The following is a 19,224-nucleotide window of genomic DNA, read 5'->3' as shown; positions in this document are numbered from 1 at the left end:
CTTCCTGCATAGGCAGTTCCTTTCGAAAATGTGGTAATAATATCCTGTACCCTTTCACCAATTCTCGACAGGAGTCCTTCATGATGAAACCTTTATCCATCCCTATGTTTCGGGCTGTATTCATCACCGCAGCCTGTACACAGCTTCTCCTCCATTCCGCAGGGCAAATACAGTCCAAGGAGGTGTTTCCTGTAAACACCCCAACTCACCCCGTCGCGATGACGAAAGCGACATGGTTGTGGGATACCGGAAAAATTGCAACCGAGCCGGAAGAGGTCCTCTCGTTCTTGCGGCAAAATGACATGAATCTGCTCTATCTGCAAGTGAAACAGGACCAAATTTCCCAGACAGACTACCGATCCTTTCTCCGACTCGCCCATGAAAACGGGGTTGAGGTGCATGCCCTTGACGGAAGGCCCGAATGGGCTTTGCTCGAACATTATCCGAAGCTTCAATCATTCGTTGACTGGGTGCACCAGTACAACCGCTCCGTTGAAGAGCACGAACGTTTTTCCGGCATTCATCTTGATATTGAGCCCTACCTACTGCCTCAATGGAAACGCCATCGAAATGATGTGGTTCACGAGTGGATGGAAGTAACATCCCGTATCGTTCCTTATATCAAGACAAGCGTCGGGTTGACTGCCGGAGCAGATCTGCCGTTCTGGCTTGATATCATCCCTGGCGAAAAATTCTCTACTCCGCTTAGCACCTGGATGATCAACGAGTTTGATCACGTGACCGTAATGGCGTACCGCAACAAGGCGACGGACACAGATGGGATTGTCACTCACGTAAAGCAAGAGTTGGAAGCGGCCTCTGCACGAAACAAAAAAGTCATCGTCGCGGTCAATATCCGTCAAACGAATGAATCAGAGAAAGTAAGCTTTGCCAAAAAAGGAAAAGCCGAGATGCAGCGTCAGCTGGATATTGCTGACACACACCTGCGGCCGTACCCGTCCTATGCAGGACAAGCGATTCATGACTACGAGTCATGGAAACATGCTCTGGACTAGATCGCCATTGACGGTTCTTTGGCTTGTTTGGGAGTGACAGCTGCCCCCAATTTGTAAACATGGGGAGCCTTGATGCCATCAAACGCATTCCGCGTATCGAGGATGGCTACCCCCAGGCTCGCAAGCTCGCGGTAGTCAAACGCGCTGTGATTGGTGAGAAGCACCATGCAGTCGTACTCGCGCCATTTTCCTGGGTCCATATCTATGCTGCGAACCACATTCCCCCGTTTGTCGACGAACGAACGGGCATGGGGATCATAGTAATCGACGAGAGCGCCCGCTTCTTTAAACATTTCGTATACCTGAAGTCCCGGCGATTCACGCAAGTCGTCAATATCCGGCTTGTAGGCCATCCCCAAAAGCAATACACGCGAGTTTCGAATGGATCTGGAATAGGTATTGAGAATCGTAGATGCCTTGTGCACCACGTAATCAGGCATGTTGTTGTTGATGGACTGGGCCAGATCGATAAACTTGCTGTAGAAACGGAACCCTTTTGCTTTCCAAGACAAGTACATCGGGTCCAACGGAATGCAGTGTCCCCCTATTCCCGGTCCGGGATAAAACGGCATAAACCCGAACGGCTTGGTCGCGGAAGCTTTAATCACTTCCCAAACATCGATGCCCATCTTTTCACACATCAGCGCCATTTCGTTAATAAACGCGATATTTACGCTTCGGAAAGTATTTTCCAGCAGTTTGGACATCTCCGCCACTTTTGTTGAAGAAACCGGTACGATGCTGTCGATGAACTGACTGTAGAGCAAGACTCCCAACTCCAGACATTTGTCTGTCGTACCGCCAATCACCTTCGGCGTGTTTTTCGTATGAAACTTCCTGTTACCGGGATCCACCCGTTCAGGGGAGAAGCAGAGGAAGAAATCGTGTCCAGCCCGGTAACCCAGTTTTTCCAGCTCCCATTGAATCAGCTCTTCCGTTGTACCCGGATACGTCGTGCTCTCCAGTGTAATCAACGGGCCGTTCTCCATGTAGTTTTTGATTTGGTCGACCACTTGCGAAATATAGGAAGTATCAGGATCCTGGTTGGCACTTAACGGCGTGGGCACGCAAATGCTGATGGCATCCAGCTCCTTTAACACACGGTAATCCGTTGTTGGGATCAGATTTCCGCCCGCGAGTGACTGTTCCACGAGTGAGTCCGGCACATCGCGGATATAGGATACGCCCTTTCGCAGGGATTCCACTTTGTGCAAATCCAGATCAATTCCAAAAACCGTAAAACCGCAATTCGCCATTTCAATCGCGAGCGGAAGACCAACATACCCCAGGCCGATAACGCCGACTCTGGCCGTTCTGGTTTCAATTTTTTGCTGCAATGCCAAAGATCTGTCCATCCGATATCCCTCCGTACCTTTCTGTCTCATTTTCAGGAGACGAGCAGGCGCCTTATGCGCAACTCCAGTTCGACTGGGGAGAACGGCTTGGTGATGTAATCCGCCACCCCTCGTTGAAAGCACTTCGCCATGTCTTCCTCCAGACGTTTGTCTGTTAACACCACAATTTTGCATGAACTTTGGGCTCCCTGGTGCTTCTGAAGCCAATCGATCAGCTGATAGCCGTCGACTATCGGCAGGTTTAGCTCGGTAATAACCACGTCCGGCTGCTGCCGGATGTACTGATCCATTCCTTCCTGCCCGTCCTGAGCGAGATGGACGTCAAATCCGTAGCGCTCAAATCGAATTCTCAGCATTCGGCGTACGATTGGATCGTTTTCAATTAGCAGCAGGCATGGCTTTCGCTCGAAATCCGAATCTGGCCGTACCACGATCTGAATCAGGTCTGGCTGATGCGCCGGGGTTTCCAGTCGATCTTTCAGCTCCTGCAGGATATCATCCATCGTCTCGCCGCTTTCCGGAAAACTGGCGATGCAGACATTCCCTTTGAGCTGGTGGTGGGTTTGCAGAAGCGCTTTGATCGGCAAAGCAAAATAGTGCGTATCCGACAAATTGGTGTCATCCAAGAGGACAACCAACAGTTTGGCACTGTCATCATAGAAAAATTGGGCAGCTCGGTCGGGATCGGACTCCTGCAGTCTGTCCTGAAGCCTGGTCCACTCCGGATCGTTGTTTTTCTCGCAGCGGGCAAAAATCATCCCGCAAGACAGTCTGCTTGCCTCGTAGTACCTCAGGAAATAGGATAGTTTATCTGTAAAACGATTTCGCAGGGTCTCCTGCTTCCCATTGTGATTCATCTCATCGACACCTCACCATTCATGTTTTGGAATTTGCCGTCTCTACCTGCCAGCTTTGACGTGTCATGACACCCCAGGAATTGTTGTTTCGCAGAAATTCGATATGGCCGAGAAAACGCCAGATCACCCCCAACTGGTAGTAGCCAAAAAACATCAGGAACGAATAGCCTAGCAGCTTGGCCAGGTCGCTCATCTTCGGATATCGACGGAAAGCCATCTCTTCCAGCAAAATGGCACTGACACTGAGCAGATATCCGTACAGCAAATTGATGGCCATGAAAATGAGCACAATGTACGCGTCTGTCATGTTCAGCCAGCTGTAGCCAATCAATGCGAGCAGGCCGGTCAGCTTGAAGTAGGGATTGAGAGTTTCAAACAAAACGTTGTAAGGCATGGTAAACAGTCCCATGATTTTGTATCGTGGGTTGAACAGCATATGGCGATACTCCAGCATGTTCTTCAAATTTCCCCTGCCCCAACGTTTTCGCTGACTCGCCAGAATCCGCAGGGTATCGGGGGCCTGTGTCCAGCAGACTGCTTCCGGGCAAAACGCAATCCGGTAGGGCCGCTTGTTTTCCAGCATGTGTTTGTGCAGCTTGATGATGATGTTCATGTCTTCCCCCGGATAGCCTTCACGATATCCCCCGACTTGAATGACGCAGTCTTTGCGAAACAATCCAAAGGCACCCGAAACAATAATCAACCCGTTAATGGCGCTCCACCCAATTCGCCCGCCAAGAAACGCCTTCATGTATTCGATGGTTTGAAACATCGGCAGAAGCTTTTTCGGAAGCTTCACTTCCTTGACTATACCGTCTTCAATCCGGCATCCGTTGGCAATACGGACATTGCCGCCAACGGCAACCGTCTCTTCCGGACTCTCCATGTATACCTGAGCCATGCGGATGAGCGCATCCTTTTCCAGAAGCGAGTCGGCGTCAATGGATGCGATCAGCGGATAATGGGAAAGATTGATCCCGGCATTCAGTGAGTCGGCCTTCCCTCCGTTTTTCTTGTCGATTACGTACAGCTGCGGGTACTGCGGGTTGTGGTAAATCCCTTTGACTGGCGTCGAATGTACGACGTTCCGAATGTTCATGTGCGGCTGTAAATCCAGCTGAAATTCCCCAATCAGCACCTCCAGTGTCTTATCCCTCGAGCCGTCATTAATGACAATCACCTCGTACTGGGGGTAATGCAACGCCAAAAGGGAACGAACATTTTCAATAATGGTCAGCTCTTCATTGAAGGCAGGAACCAGAATGGAAACAGGCGGAACCCGCTCTGACCCTGACAGCGTCTGATATCGCGTATACCGCGATCGCTTCATGATAGAAGAAATGTTGAGATGCGAGAGAATTGTAATAACCAAGTAGATGGAATTGACGACCATCACGTAGTACATGGCAAACATACCGTATTGAAGCAAGAATTCCCGCATGATCTCCTCCCCTCCGGCCTCTACTTTAGATGGCCTGATGTTTCCTCGCAGCAAAGTACGCTTGATAGATGGCTAGCCGCTGTTTCTTCAGTCTTTTCTCTTCCAGGCTGTACCCCGCCTCGCCATAACGGAGCGCCTCTTGAATTGTTTGCATGGCCAGGTCCACGGATTCTTCCTTTCGCGAGTGAACTGCGATCTCGCAAAGCGCACGGAACCCTGCTTCTCCAAATGACAACAGGCTGCGGGCAGCGTTTCGACGGACCCACCATTTGGAATCTTCCATCACCTGGACCAGTAAGGAAAGGTATGCCTCCTCTCTCCATCTGCCAATGGCTTTTGCCGTGATGGCCCGAATTTCCCAATCGTCATCCGCCATCAGGGATTCCACCTGAGCCGGAGTTACCCACAAATTGGTCTGCAAGAACAATTTGGTCGCCTTGATGCGGAGCTCTTTCTCTTCTGAGCGTTGAAGCTTCCTCAGGAAATGGGCCAGTTCCTCGTCCAGGTGATGCGACAAACCGGCAACCGCCACATGAACCAGCCGTAGGTCGGAATGATTCAACCATTCCTTCAACAGCGGAGACAAATCCAGCCTGGATTCCAGGAGCAGCTCAGCAATCAGTCGGGGGGAATCGGGAGAGAATGAGACCATTTTCGTCACCATTTCGCGCAGATCTCCTACATCCCGCGCACACCTGACAATCGCTCTGGCTACGATAAATCGTCCCGAATCGTCCCGCTCTTTTTCCAGCAGCGAAAAAAGCGCGGGAACTGCTTGCCCGGATCCCATCGCCCCCAGCTTGTAGGCGGCATCAATCCGGGTCGCGCTGAGTGGTTTGGCAAGCCGGGTCATTTCCCGCGAAGGCAGTCCCAATTGTTCAAACAGAATGGACAGCCGTTCGCGATGCCCGCCCTTCACTCGCTCCGCCAGTTCTATCAACTGTTCCTGCAGAAAGATGAGATCCCATTTGCTGAGCGATGTGGCAGGAATCTTCAAGGGCTCGTTCGAATCAAGATAAGCCATCACATAGGCAAAATAATCCTGGTGCTTCTCCAAAAATTGAGCCCTTTTCCTTGCGATCCGCATGTTCCGCCATTTGTACAGGATCAGACTCACCAATCCGAAGAGGATCAGTACGGAGGTTGCAAAAATGAATCCGATCGCCACCTGCAGGTGATGAAACATGGTTTTCAACTCCTCTCTTGTCCCATGTTTTTTACCGATACGTCGGAATGGACTGAAGGGCCTTTTGGTACGTGTGATAACTCTGTTTGATCCGTTCCACATAGCCCGGCTGACTCCACTCCGGCCACGAATAACGCTGCCACGTGGAGAATGGAATCAGCTTTCCGGTTTCCACGCCTTCCATCCGACCCGATTGCTTGTCCACTCGCATGGGGATCATGCGGATGCCGTTTGTCTGTATGGAGTGAAACTTGTTTGTTTCACCGCTGTAACTCATTACGTGTCTCGTGCTGGGATCGGTAAAGCCAAGCAGCATCCACGGTATACGCAGCTCCACCCACTTGCCGTCTGTCTGCCAGTGCGCGTGTGAGTTGTATTCCGGATGGCCGGGTTCGGTATTGCCGCGGTACAACCTGCCTGCCACAACTTCTTCAAACGGATGGGACTGTTTGGTATCCGGCGGTTCCATTTTCAGGCTGACGGCCAGTTTCCACGGAACGAACAAACCCGAATTGTCCTTCATTTCATTCTCATGAACAGGTAGCATCCCGTACCGAATCCCGTACAACCGTCGGTGGAAGTCGTAGTTGGAGGCTATCTTCACTTCGCTCTCCTGCCGGTTTCCAAGAATGACGAGCGCTTCCAATCCTTCATCCAGAGTCAAGCCAGGAAGTTCCTTCGTCTGGCGATTTCCGCCCGGAATGGTATCCACGCCAAACATCAGCTTCTCACGCTCGGGGATAAACGGCTTGTCCAATCGTGCTCCCAGGTAGAGATACCCTTCATCATGCGTCACCCAGATTTCTTCAAATCCAGGAACCTTCACAGAGATCCTTTGCTTTTCTTTTGGCGATATCTTGTGCCAGTCGCTGCTGTTTCCGTCGATGATAATGTCGTCTTCCTTGCTGGAATGCATGGCCAGCAATCCAAAAAAGGATTCGTTCGTCAACACATTCATCCAGGCGGAGCGCCTCTCTTCAGGTATTTCGTACCGCATGGTATTCCACGTACGCTTAAACCACTCGTCCTGCCACTCGAACAACACTGCCCCGGAATAGCCCTCGTCTGCAATTTCCCGCAGGAGTTCCGCGTTGATTCGACCTTGCTCCTGCTCCCTATGCCCCCCTTGATCGCGCCCCAGGTGGCCGAGGTGAGCCACCCCCAGTGATGAAGGCACTCCAAATTCCGTTACCATGATTGGCATTCCGGCATGATATTTTTTTAATTCGCGAAGATACGCCTTGTAGGTATCAATCTCACCGTCCCGATTTTTTACGGTCTTTAGCGTCGCATCCAAACGGAAAAAGTCAGGATAATACGGGTAGACATGGTAGGCGGCAAAGGTTCCTGCTTCCCACTGAACCGCTTTGATATGGGTCGGATCCACGCTGACCATGTCCTCATGAATGATCGGTTCTCCCGGGTGTTTGATTGGATCAGTCGTTACCCAGTTGGTAAACGCAATCGGATGCTGCCATCCCCTTTCCGCTTCCAGCTGTGCCGTATAGTCCATCATTTCCGCCAGCCATTTCTCAAAGGAAGACGCGTTCTTCTCCACTTGAATATGCTTGCTATCATAGGGAGGTACCTTCTGTCGCAAGCGGTTTGTCTGTTTCACCATCTCCGGATTCCATTCCGTGCCGATATGCCACCCCAAGAGATACGGGCCGGCGTTAACCGTATATTTTCCGTATGCTTTCCCCGGCTTTTCCGGAATCGAGATATCTCCGTACACAGCCCCTACTGCATGTTCAATTTCTTGGCGAAATTCCTGTCTGATTTCCGGGAGGTAGGCGTCCAGTTTCTCGTTCAATGCTTCTTCGGGAGACCAGATGCCTTGAATCAGGTACAGCGGATCATCGGGGCGATCACGGTTGTATTCCACCAATGCCTCATAAAAGACAGGCTGATGGATGGTGTATATCCTGACGGCTTTAACCCCCAGTTCGCTGATTTGGGCGAACCAGCGGAGGTAATCCTCTTTTTGAATGGGAAATTCCCCAGGATAATACCCGGGCAGGGATGCTCCCAAATTGATGCCTTTCACAAAGTAGGACTTCCATTGTCCGTCTTCGTAAATCTGCAGTTCCTCCCCTTTCGTGCGAAATTTGAGCTGGTAGCCCTCCGCCGATTGCGCCGTTTCGACACGGGCCATCGTCGGCATGAGCCAACTGACATACCCGAATACAACGCCAGCAATGACTGTCAGCATCAGCCAGCTGATCCGTTTCCGGTTTTTTGCCCTCACCATTTCGACACTCCTACCAACAAAAATTTCCTTTTGTTGACACTATTTTGGGTCATTATAAACAAGAAAAAACCGAGACGACCATAGTCTCGGTTTCCTGATTCCACAATTTTCCTGTTGTAATCAAACTGTAATGTTTCGATGGAATAACCCGTTCTACCTATCAATATCAATAGAGAGTCCTGAAACCTTTCAAATGGGTTCCGACTCAACTCCTACTTTTCTGGGACCCGGTTTTTTCGCAAATAGGACGACTTCCCTTGAAAAAAATGGTAGGTTGCACCTAAAAAATTTGGTCTGTGAAATTGCTGATCCACCACTCACATTATTGCTGGGTGCCATACGCTTGAGATTGTGATTGCTGTTGATTGCCGATTTCAATGCGGCCCAATGCGCCTTTTACCTTGTCCAATTGCATCTGGTAATCGCGGATCACCTCAGTCAGGACGCTGACTGACTCTTTAAAGTCAGGCTCGCTGCTGACTCGATCGATTGCTCTATGTAGATGCAGCATTTTGTTCTCCGTCTCGCGAAGAATGTCTAGGAGTTGCAAACCGTTCACCTGTCCATCACCTCATTATTTTCTCTTAGATTTCCCAACTCCACAGGTGTGTATGCGCTAAAGATACCCAAAAAACCCACCCGGCATGAGCTGTGCTCAACCCCAAAAAGTGACGTTGGCCTACGAAGATTAATCCTAGTACTTTTCGGGGACCCCTGAACAAGCTTCGCCGGACGGGGGCTGGTTTCGTCATCTCCACTTACGGATTTGTTATACATTCCTCACTTATTACCTGGTTCCCATTCGTTGGTATCTTTCTTGGTTTTAACCAGTTACGATACTGGCTTAAGCCACCAGTATTGAAGATGAGTTGGTTTTTTGAACATATGACAAATATGATGGGGTGCTGCATTGCTACCATTACAGCTTTTACTGTGTTTGGTGCACCACGCTTATTGAATTTGTCTTCTTCGAGTCCCCTTCTATGGTTTAGTCCTACAATAGTTATGGTCCCAATAATCATTGGATTTGTAAGTCATTATAAGAAAAAAATGTTGAACGTTTAGCCTATGTCCGGTTGTATTCCGGACTTTTTTGTGTTCCATACTAAATATCCATTAACTTAAACCCATCCCGGTATTGTAGACGCCTTGTGTCTTTAGAAACGTGTAAGTCACGGCCAACGGCGCTGTATTCAAGGGATCAACGTGTGGAGACCAATTTCTCTCCAAGCTTGTTCAAACGGGTAACGCCAGCCAAGTAGCCCGCCGTAATGGGATCGTTGTGAAAATGTTGTACCGGTGGATACGAGATTCCAAACACGCAGATTGGCTAAACACTTCTCCGGAAGCCAAGGCGGTTACAAGTAATATACCATCTCCAGGGGAATTCCGTGAGTTGGAAACCGAGAATGAAAAACTCAAGAAACTGCTTGGAGAGAAGGATCTAGAGATAGCGATCCTCCGTGATCTTGTAAAAAAGGTGAACCCAGCTTATTGAACAAAATGGAAATAGCCGACAAGTGGATAAAGCTGGGGTACACAACCCAAAACGGTGTTGCATATTGTCGGCATAAACGAAGCTGCGTACTACTACCGAAAATACAAGGCATCCGGTGAATCACGAATTTATAACGGAGGGCGACCCATACCCGGTATTTTCCCTAACGCAGGATGGAAAGCCTGTCTCGGATGAACAGATCAAGGAATGGTTATCCGAACTGATTTCCTGTGAAGAATCGGCCTACGGCTATCGAAAACTTACGGTATGTCTACAACGGGATTACCAACTGATCATTAACAAGAAAAAGGTCTACCGCTTGATGAAAGAAAGTGATCTGCGAGATTACAGCACCGAATCAACTGTGGGAAATGGACGTAAAATAAGGGTTCATTGCTGGAGAACATCGTTTCTTTTTCCTGCTATGTCTCATCGACGTCTATGATCGAGTCATCGTGGACTACCATATCGGCCTGACATGCGAAGGAAAACATGCCGCTCAGATTCTTCAACGAGCTTTGTGGAAACGACCGGTTACGAATTATCTTCACTTTTATAACCAACGGAGAATTCACGGTAGTCTGTATGACCTTTAACCAGCAGAATTCACGAAAGCTTTAGCACTGCAACGGGTAAAACCATTTGTTGTAAAAGTGTAAAGTGGCAATACACTCCTAACTGGTTGAAGAACAGTGAAAAATTACAGCAAAACGAGAATAAGGGAGATCGGCTCCAATTTTAAGGGGTTGAACCGAATTCAGTTGAAATTAAACAAGCTGCCCCCGGTTGAGTACCGGAGTCAGCTTGCAGTCTAGGGTGTTTTTTTAGTGTCTACAAAATGGGGTCTTGACCACCTCTTACCGGTTGTTTTTGGCTCATGTCCAAGCTACACGCACAAAAAGCACTGCCCCTGATGATCTTTACTTTGTTTCAATGATTGTAACCCCTTTGGGGACATTTAATACGAACAGGGATTGATCAAAGGAAGATTGAAACTCAACCTTGTTCACCGTATAAATGGATGTATCACCATTTAATGTCGATATCTTTTTCAATAACAGGCCGGTCTCGCTATCAATCCATAGTTCTACATCTGGTTGTTTTTGAAGTAACTTTTCTTGCTTTCCGCCTACATTGATGATTCTTTCCAAGGTTTTTCCTTTTCCGCTCAAATGATAGGCCGTTCGATTCAATACTTCTTCTTCATCCACTCTGGTTGAATTTGTCGTCAATTGAAGCCTTTTTAATTCCTCGACTGTACGATTAAGCTGATTGTCCTTTACAGAAACCCCCGAGTTATACAAAGAGGCGGATGCCTGCCCCCTCACATAGAGTAAAGCTTTTCCCTCTTGGCTTTTGTACACGTGCATGGGTTCTTGATTTCTTTGCTCTTCTCGTCTTAGTTTTCCGTTTAAGGTATTGTCCCAAACTTTAATCAGGGTTTGATTCTGTGTACTTGCATTTTGGAAGGTATAAGTCGCTTCCAAATAACTGGAAAAAGCTACTTTTGACTGAACGTGTGCCATCACTTGTTCGATCGAGCTTTTTATTGGTGCCGCCGCTTCAACCCTGTTCCCGGACTCATCTGCTGCAGAAATACTTACTATCATTCCAGCGATCAGCACACTTTTCCATAACCAGCGATTTTTCATGGTTCACTTCTCCTTTTATCGTTATTTTACAGGGATTTTGATTTGAAAATCTTTTACTTCCGGTGTTTTCACATGCAGTATCAGGACTGACGTTTTTGGGCTTACAGGGGTAAAAAGGAAATTACTCTTAAAAGTAACTCGCTTGTCATCGTGGGCGCTTACTGGATAACCGCTTCCTTCTAAAAGTTCCAAGAAACGACCTTGCTCATCAGAAACTGTAAAGGTGGTATTGATTACATCCGATTCATTCACGTCCATAGTCCGTATATTTAGTTCTGTGCCGCGTGGCGAAAACGTAACGGTATCGATCAGCACAATGGTATCTCCAATATGTTCCACAATTTTGGGTTGAATGAATTTCGTTTTCGAGTCATTCTTTTTTACGGGAATAGTGAAATCCCACTCTCCCTGAATATCTCCAATTTGGGTAATTTTCAGTTCAAGATGAAATGGATCGGGCATACTGTCCGGTGCTTCTAATGGCCTTAAATTCATCACGCCAATATGATGATTTTGGTCTATCACCGCTTCTGAGGTTAATTGAACGTCCCAGCCGTCTATCACATACTTAAAACGTGGTTTCTTTTTGTCTATGGCAGGCAAAGGCTGAGAGGATTCCTCCATGTAGCCCAGTGAAAGTCGTGTACCGTCGTAAAGAACCTCCGAAATATTCAACGTGATTCCTTGACTGGAAGTACTCATTTGGACAGAAGACGCTAATCCCTGTTTGCTTGCCTCTTTCAAGCCTAGATCTCCTATGGATTTAAAAATTTTTCCAAGTAAAGGAGTGTTTGATAACGCTTCTGCCCAGGAAGTTGAAATGAATCCGGGTCCGATCATGCACGCCATCAAGACAGCCGCTGAACTTGCAAAAAATAAGAACGTACGGATTGGTTTTTTATAATTGGGACGGCGGATTTTATTTTTCTCCTGTTTCGCTTTTTGGATCGCTTGATCGATGGCAATATCCAGCTCTTTTGGCGCTTCCATCTTTTGAATATGAGCGGCCCATTGTTTTAACTCGTTACTCATTGACGCATCCCTCCTTCATCTCAAGGCGGAGTAACTGTAAAGCCTTGTGCAACTGTGTCTTTACTGTACCGATGGGGATCTCAAGCATTTCTGCAATTTGCCGCATGGTGAGGTCATGTAAGTACTTTAAGATAATGATGGTCTTATACTTCTCCTCCAGATGATCAATGAGATCATGGAAGTTATCCGTATTTTGGTAAACCAGTTGTTTCAATGACCTATCTTTCTCAATGGTTAAAAAGCAGATGATTGATTGATGCTTTTTTCTTTTTCGTAGATGGTCAATGGCACAGTTAATGACGATTCTTATCATCCATGATTGAAAATGTGTGGACTTTTTTAAGCTATCTAGAGATACATATGCCTTATAAACAGCCTCTTGTACGATATCAATTGCTTCCTGTTCATTTCGGGTATACGAATAAGCTGTTCGATACAATATCGTTTTGTATTGCTGAATTAACTGTCCAAAAGCGTCATCATCACCCTGCTGTGCTCTGGTGACCAGATCATTCATTGAAATCACCTCCCTTTTTCAGATGTTATACTTATAAGACTAAAGAAAAGGGTCATTTGGTTTTTCAAAATGGCAATTTTTTATCAGTGAGCCTTTTGCAGATTTCTGGGGGGAGTACCAGCGTAGCTGTTACCAAGTGCCAACTTGGAGCGCCACCGAGATACCGCCAGCAAAACTCGGATTTACAACACTAAGGAGTTCTGACCATAAAAACAGCAGGTTTTCACCACGGGTAAGGGTGTAACCGGCTTTATTGCTATCCTTGATTCAAGGGCCGCAAGGTGTCTAAGGTGGTAACTCCTTTTGGGTCAAAACGATACTCGCCAAGGAAATTGATATGTTCCCATCCCAATGGAGACATATGCATTAATAAGTCCTCTCGTAAATCGAAATTATCTTCATCGTCGGGTTTTGTAATGAACCGGTCCTGTTTCCGTTAACTACTACGTTTGGTCCGAAATCCATGAGTAGCTCTTCGTTGCCCCCAAACAATTTCCTGTCTTGCTGCAAACGTATCCCCGATCTCCAGACCGCGACCTCCGGCGGCCGTAAAGTAAGTTATCGCTTCAGATCTTTTTTTCTATGATGACTCAAAAGCGATCAACCATTAGTCCCGAGACAGAGCAAAAGGAGTGGGTCTTTATCCCTTTATTACCTTTTTCTTGAAATAAAGAAAGGGTAATGGTCATAGTGTGAAGAAGTAATGAATCATTAAAATCAAAGGAGGTTTCAAAGTGAAAAAGTTTCTTTCAATATTGACAATGCTGCTTCTTTTGTTCTCATCTCTTACATCTGCGTTTGCCTATTCAGGTAACAATGAAGTTGATGATGATCTAGAAATCGTTTATGAAGCTCAACAAATCACAGACGACAATGAGGTTCTTGAAAGAGCAAAAAAAGGCGTAAATGAGGGGCCTGTCACATTAATAAAAAAAGTAAAAGGTTCTGATAACAGCTCTACCGTTGTATATGAAACAACCCAAAAGCTGAAAGAGAAAAAATCCAAAAAAGAAAATGAAAACAAAACAGTTACATCTTACGTAACAACCATAGTGGCCGAAAGCACCTATAAATCAGATAACAATTACGATAACACTTACAGCGCGAGAGTCTACATTGAGTATCACTACGATATGATCACAACAGATAATGTACAATGGGTTGAAGCAGTCAAATATCGATACAAATATGTTAATCTTGATTCTCAAGTGACTGCCACTCAAATGAAAAATTATTATGGTTGTGGCGGCCAACAATATGAAAATAAATCAAAATACTGGGTTAACGCAGCTGGGAGTGCTACTGCTTCTAATCCTACCTCTGGAATATGGTATTATAATACACCCTCTACGGATTGGGGGCATGTAAATGTCTCAACCTATGATGGATACAATGGTATGAATGTGCGTACAGATCTAAAAAGATCTACAAGCACTTGGTACTTTCAAATCGATGCTGGGTTTGGATCCATGCAGCCTTTAATTCAATAGGAAGAAAACCCTCCGAACGGAGGGTCATTTTATTCAAGGGAGGTTGAATGAATGTTGAAATTAAAAACCTTATTAGTGATTTTTCTTGCGTTTCTGGTTTTATATGGTTGTACGAATCAAAAAGAACAAACAATTGAATTGACTGGCCAATCAAATAGTTGGCTTGGTCGCATGATAATAACCAAAGTAGGTGAACGATATAAGAAAGAGACAATCATTAAACCTAAACAAACTCTGAAAATATCACAATTAGACTATTCTTCCGTAACTAACAATTCGGAATTAGGGGAATCAACACACCATATAACAAACAAGTCGGAGTTACAATCTAATGCCTATGGCGAAAATAGTGTTAGTGGTGGAGATATTCATACCGATTGGACTTCAATTGTGCAAAATACAACATCAGGACAGATAACGATAGAATGGATTGAGGAAGGCGGCAATCATAACCCAAAAGTAGAGGTAGTGACTTTACAAAGAAGTGAATGATATTTCATATGTATCCTATGGTTTTGGTCATCGCTGTGGACAGGTTCACTTTTGGGGCTCCGGAGATTCTGAAGGTATCCTTCCCTCCTGCGCTTTCAAGTGCGTTGCCACCCTTTCGTCAGGGTGCGAGTAATAAAGAAGCCAACTAGAACAAATAGGCGCTTGGAAAGCACAATACGCTTTCTTAGCACCTGCTTGTTATCAGGGGGACTCCGCTACCTCCGGCCGCTGCAATAAAAAATCGATTTTCCTACGCTAAGGGATCACCGGCCATTTATATATCTCAAGAATGACCGTTTTTGAGATAAGTCATTTCCTCTTCGAAACCATTCCATTTTCCTCCTCTCTTCCATAACAAAACTTGTATCAAAATCAAGGGTCATAACTGGAAGTATAATCCAGCCTATGACCCATTTTTTCTCGTATCTTGGTAATACCCCAATTTGGAATGATAACCGCATACAAACTGTTAAGTTCCGATTTTAGATTAGTATTTGGAACTTCGGGCATTTCATGCCCTTTATTGTATATTTCTACCACGAAAGTTATACTAATCCTATTGAATTTGTTCCGGTACTGGTGTTTTTAGGAACTTTATAGATAGGAGGATTTCAATGAAACGAAATTGGGAATTAGATGAGTTAATTGAGCATTTTACCTTGCTACCACACGAACTTGCTTTAATTGAAAACAAATTAGGCGAGTCAAAACTTGGTTTTGCAGCCCTTCTCAAGTTTTTTCAATATGAGGCACGTTTTCCAAACAATAAGTTCGAAATTCCCAAAGTAGTCCTGGCTTACATTGCAAAACAGCTTTCATTGGAACCTGGAGTATATGCACAGTATGACTGGAACGGCCGGACCATTAAACGTCACCGCGTGCAAATTCGGTAGTACTATGGTTTTCGAGAAGCAACGGTCGAGGATATACCAAAAGCCACGGATTGGCTATGCCAACATGTTCTTCATCATAATCAAGAGTTTGAATATCTCAAAGAGGCTGCATATGGGTATTTCCGGGACCAGAAAGTAGAACCGCCCACTCCAGATCGGATCGAACGGTTGATTCGTTCAGCTATACACACATACGAGGAACAATTCTTCCAAACAACTTTTCAAAAGTTACCATCGTCCTCATTAGCTAAATTGGATGCGTTGATTGAAAGCATTACTGTATTTGACGACGAAGAAGAACTAGCGCAACAAGAAAATCGGCAGATTTCTTTTAACGAACTAAAAGCTGATCCCGGACGAGCAGGGCTTGAGAGTGTATTAAAAGAAATCAATAAGTTGCGCACGATTCGAAATTTGGAACTTCCGGACAACCTGTTTAAAGAGATCCCCCTTAAAGTTCTGAAGAAATATCGGCAGCGTGTGTCCACAGAAGACATTCGGGAACTTCGCCGTCATCCCTCACCGATTCGGTATACGCTGTTGTCGGTTTTCTTCTGGCTTCGGAGCATGGAAATATCGGATAACCTGGTCGATCTCCTTATTCAGATCATTCATCGTATTGGGGTTCGAGCAGAACGTAAGGTAGAAAAGGAAATCCTGAAGGATTTACGACGAGTCAGCAACAAATACGGAATCTTGTTCAATCTAGCACAAACAGCTATCCACCATCCAAATGGAATCATTAAAGAAGTATTATTCCCAGTGGTCAATGAACAAACCTTGAAGGATCTTGTCAAAGAATTTAAACATACCGGACCGGCTTACCGCGAAAAAATCCATACTGTCATCCGTGCCTCCTATGGTAGCCACTACCGTCGAATGGTTCCGGAAATTCTCAGCATTCTTGATTTTCGTTCCAATAACGAGGTTCATCAACCGGTGATCCGTGCATTGGAGCTGATCAAAAAGTATGCGAACACCGGTCTGCATTATTTCCCTTTAGCCAATGACATTCCGATCGATGGTGTCATTAGAACGGCATACAGAGAAATCATTATCGAAAAAGACGACAAAGGCCAGGAACGGATTAACCGAATCAATTACGAGATTAGCGCTTTGCAGATGCTTCGCGATAAATTACGTTGTAAAGAAATCTGGGTACCGGGGGCCAACCGATACCGGAATCCGGACAAGGATCTTCCAGCCGATTTTGAGGAACGCCGTGAAGAAAACTACAAGGCATTGAATCAGCCGTTAGATGCGGATTCGTTTATTGCTGCACTTAAACAAGAGATGAACCAAGGACTAGAAAAGCTGAGTGCTGGTATGCCAAAGAACTCGAAAGTACGGATTACGGAAAAAGGCAACGGATGGATCTCTGTCTCCCCATTGGAGCCACAGGCAGAACCGGTGAATTTAGCACGGGTGAAAGCTGAAATTGCCCGTCGCTGGCCGATGACCAGCCTGCTGGATATTTTGAAGGAGGCAGACTTACGCGTTTCATTTACGGAACAATTCAAGACGGTAGCCAACCGTGAGATTTTGGATCGAGAGACGCTGCAAAAGCGTTTGATTCTTTCCCTTTACGGTTTAGGAACCAATACCGGCTTAAAACGGGTCAGTGCCGGTGATCATGGCGAAAGCTATAAGGATCTGCTGTATATTCGACGTAAGTTCATTCACAAAGACAACCTGCGTAATGCGATTGCTGAAGTGGTAAATGCGATCTTTCGAGTGCGGATGCAGGAGATATGGGGGGAAGGAACAACTTCTTGCGCTTCAGACTCGAAGAAGTTCGGGGCCTGGGACCAAAACCTTATGACAGAGTGGCATATCCGGTACCGCGGTCGAGGTGTCATGATTTACTGGCATGTCGAGAAAAATTCAACGTGTATCTATTCTCAGCTCAAGTCATGTTCTTCTTCCGAGATTGCCGCTATGATCGAAGGGCTACTCCGACATTGTACCGATATGGAAGTGGAGAAAAACTATGTGGATTCTCATGGCCAAAGTGAAGTCGCCTTTGCTTTTTGTCATCTGCTGGGTTTTCAGCTCATGCCGCGATTAAAAGCGATCCATTCACAAAAGCTGTATCGTCCAGAGGCAGGAATGACAGATGCTTATCCTCATCTGCAACCGGTACTGACACGCCCGATCAACTGGGAGCTGATTCGGCAGCAGTATGACCAAATGATGAAATATGCGACAGCTCTACGCTTGGGTACCGCAGAAACCGAAGCCATCCTAAAGCGATTCACACGGAATAACCTGAAGCATCCTACATATCAAGCTTTAGGAGAGTTGGGAAAGGCCGTAAAAACTATCTTCCTCTGTAACTATTTACACTCCGAGGAGCTGCGCCGCGAAATTAATGAAGGATTAAATGTCGTAGAGAACTGGAACTCGGCCAACAGCTTTATCTTCTATGGCAAGGGCGGGGAAATTGCTACGAATCGAATGGAAGATCAGGAAATGGCCGTTCTATCCCTGCATTTGTTACAAAACTGCCTGGTGTACATCAACACCATCATGTTTCAAAATATTTTAGCCGAGAAGAAATGGTTTGACCTGATGACCCTAGAAGATTTCCGGGCTTTAACCCCGTTAATCTATACCCACGTGAATCCTTATGGTACATTCCGTTTAGACATGAAGGAGCGAATTCCACTAGAAGGTGAATTGGTATGAATGAAAAACGTGTATCTGCAAAAAAGAAAGCCCGCGAACTGGCAAAATACCTGCGGGCAGAACGACCTGACTATGCTTACCTAAAAAGATTGTTTCAGCACCTAAGAGACGAGCTTGAAATAGAGGTACCGAAAGCATCAAAAAAATTACCCTATGTCCCAACCGAAGAAGAGTTAAAACGGTACTACGAAGTGGTCTGGAAAGCAAAGAATTTTCAGGACATGATGATCGTGAAAACTCTGATGTATACCGGTGTTCGCGTCAGCGAATTAATCAATATCAAACTGACGGATATTGATTTCCATTACTGCCAGATCCGGATCAACAAAGGTAAAGGCAGTAAAGATCGGATTGTTCCTTTCCCACAGACCTTTAAAGAGCTGTTGGCCATTCACGCGGATTCGATGAAAAAGAAGCATGCCGTGTATTTATTTGAATCATCCTGGAAGAAGAAATACACGGATCGGGGAATCCGCAAGATTTTGGCCAAATATTCTGTGGAAGCCGGACTCGCTCAAAATTTATCACCGCATATGCTCCGTCACTTTCTACTGACCTGGTTGAAAAAGCAAGGGATCGATGATGCGCTGATTCAACCTTATTCTGGTCATGAAAGTCGGAAATCACTGGAAGTATATTCAAAGCTAGCGATCACTGATGCACAGTTTGAGTATAACGAGGTGATCAATAAATTTCCGGTTTAACGAGTTGGCACTTGGTAACAGCTACGCTGGAACTACCCCTTCTGAGCGCTTTAGTATCAAGCACTAGAAAAGCATAAAAAAGGACTTCACCCCAAGAAGGAGAAGTTTTCAAGCAACCACGCACGAAAACTTTTCGAGGAAGGTGAAGTCAC

At 46.0% G+C, this 19,224-nt stretch carries 14 protein-coding genes and 1 pseudogene; 6 read left to right on the top strand and 9 right to left on the bottom strand.

What is annotated here, in order from left to right:
- Positions 1-80: 80 nt before the first annotated feature.
- Positions 81-1,016, top strand: coding sequence for a hypothetical protein (locus ACE99V_RS06425; protein ID WP_400490238.1), 936 nt, complete (start codon positions 81-83; stop codon positions 1,014-1,016).
- Here ACE99V_RS06425 and ACE99V_RS06420 read toward each other — a convergent pair.
- From ACE99V_RS06420 to ACE99V_RS06395, 6 genes are all read right to left on the bottom strand, one after another.
- Positions 1,013-2,371: a nucleotide sugar dehydrogenase gene (locus ACE99V_RS06420; protein WP_400490237.1), complete on the bottom strand. Its 1,359-nt coding sequence runs from the start codon at positions 2,369-2,371 to the stop codon at positions 1,013-1,015. The two genes, ACE99V_RS06425 and ACE99V_RS06420, sit on opposite strands and share 4 nt — an antisense overlap.
- 32 nt (positions 2,372-2,403) lie before the next feature.
- Positions 2,404-3,228, bottom strand: a complete 825-nt coding sequence (locus ACE99V_RS06415; RefSeq protein ID WP_400490236.1) for a response regulator transcription factor — start codon at positions 3,226-3,228, stop codon at positions 2,404-2,406.
- A gap of 19 nt (positions 3,229-3,247) precedes the next feature.
- The gene (locus tag ACE99V_RS06410; RefSeq protein WP_400490235.1) at positions 3,248-4,669 is read right to left on the bottom strand and encodes a glycosyltransferase family 2 protein; all 1,422 of its coding nucleotides are present in this window, start codon (positions 4,667-4,669) and stop codon (positions 3,248-3,250) included.
- A gap of 25 nt (positions 4,670-4,694) precedes the next feature.
- Positions 4,695-5,855, bottom strand: coding sequence for a HEAT repeat domain-containing protein (locus tag ACE99V_RS06405; RefSeq protein ID WP_400490234.1), 1,161 nt, complete (start codon positions 5,853-5,855; stop codon positions 4,695-4,697).
- A gap of 31 nt (positions 5,856-5,886) precedes the next feature.
- A complete protein-coding gene (locus ACE99V_RS06400) occupies positions 5,887-8,106 on the bottom strand; it encodes a hypothetical protein (protein ID WP_400490233.1) in 2,220 nt (739 codons plus the stop codon).
- Between the two features lie 322 nt (positions 8,107-8,428).
- Positions 8,429-8,617 carry a hypothetical protein gene (locus tag ACE99V_RS06395; RefSeq protein WP_400490307.1) on the bottom strand — a complete coding sequence of 63 codons (189 nt, stop codon included), beginning with the start codon at positions 8,615-8,617 and terminating at the stop codon, positions 8,429-8,431.
- A 1,102-nt stretch (positions 8,618-9,719) separates the two neighbouring features.
- On the opposite strand from ACE99V_RS06395, the gene ACE99V_RS06385 reads away from it, so the two are divergent.
- Complete coding sequence (locus ACE99V_RS06385; protein WP_400490232.1) at positions 9,720-10,049, top strand: helix-turn-helix domain-containing protein; 330 nt, start codon at positions 9,720-9,722, stop codon at positions 10,047-10,049.
- A 475-nt stretch (positions 10,050-10,524) separates the two neighbouring features.
- Here the strand turns inward: ACE99V_RS06385 and ACE99V_RS06380 are convergent, their stop codons facing one another.
- The 3 genes from ACE99V_RS06380 to ACE99V_RS06370 are packed head-to-tail and all read right to left on the bottom strand — an operon-like array spanning position 10,525 to position 12,805.
- Positions 10,525-11,256 carry a LolA family protein gene (locus tag ACE99V_RS06380; RefSeq protein ID WP_400490231.1) on the bottom strand — a complete coding sequence of 244 codons (732 nt, stop codon included), beginning with the start codon at positions 11,254-11,256 and terminating at the stop codon, positions 10,525-10,527.
- A gap of 21 nt (positions 11,257-11,277) precedes the next feature.
- Positions 11,278-12,288, bottom strand: a complete 1,011-nt coding sequence (locus ACE99V_RS06375) for a DUF4179 domain-containing protein (protein ID WP_400490230.1) — start codon at positions 12,286-12,288, stop codon at positions 11,278-11,280.
- Positions 12,281-12,805, bottom strand: a complete 525-nt coding sequence (locus tag ACE99V_RS06370) for a sigma-70 family RNA polymerase sigma factor (RefSeq protein WP_400490229.1) — start codon at positions 12,803-12,805, stop codon at positions 12,281-12,283. Before ACE99V_RS06370 ends, ACE99V_RS06375 begins: the two co-directional genes overlap by 8 nt.
- 734 nt (positions 12,806-13,539) lie before the next feature.
- Between ACE99V_RS06370 and ACE99V_RS06365 the strand changes: the two genes are divergently transcribed.
- The 4 genes and pseudogenes from ACE99V_RS06365 (at position 13,540) to ACE99V_RS06350 (ending at position 19,072) form a co-directional block, all read left to right on the top strand.
- The gene (locus ACE99V_RS06365) at positions 13,540-14,295 is read left to right on the top strand and encodes a hypothetical protein (RefSeq protein WP_400490228.1); all 756 of its coding nucleotides are present in this window, start codon (positions 13,540-13,542) and stop codon (positions 14,293-14,295) included.
- A gap of 51 nt (positions 14,296-14,346) precedes the next feature.
- Complete coding sequence (locus ACE99V_RS06360) at positions 14,347-14,787, top strand: hypothetical protein (protein WP_400490227.1); 441 nt, start codon at positions 14,347-14,349, stop codon at positions 14,785-14,787.
- A 614-nt stretch (positions 14,788-15,401) separates the two neighbouring features.
- Positions 15,402-18,368 (top strand): annotated as a pseudogene (locus tag ACE99V_RS06355) (Tn3 family transposase).
- Positions 18,365-19,072: a tyrosine-type recombinase/integrase gene (locus ACE99V_RS06350; RefSeq protein WP_400490226.1), complete on the top strand. Its 708-nt coding sequence runs from the start codon at positions 18,365-18,367 to the stop codon at positions 19,070-19,072. Before ACE99V_RS06355 ends, ACE99V_RS06350 begins: the two are co-directional and overlap by 4 nt.
- The last annotated feature ends 152 nt before the right edge of the window (positions 19,073-19,224 follow it).

The sequence above is a fragment of the Brevibacillus soli genome, assembly GCF_044759095.2.
GTDB lineage: Bacteria > Bacillota > Bacilli > Brevibacillales > Brevibacillaceae > JBIYSM02.
Note: the sequence above shows the minus strand (reverse complement) of the source record. Positions and strands in the feature narration are given on the sequence as shown.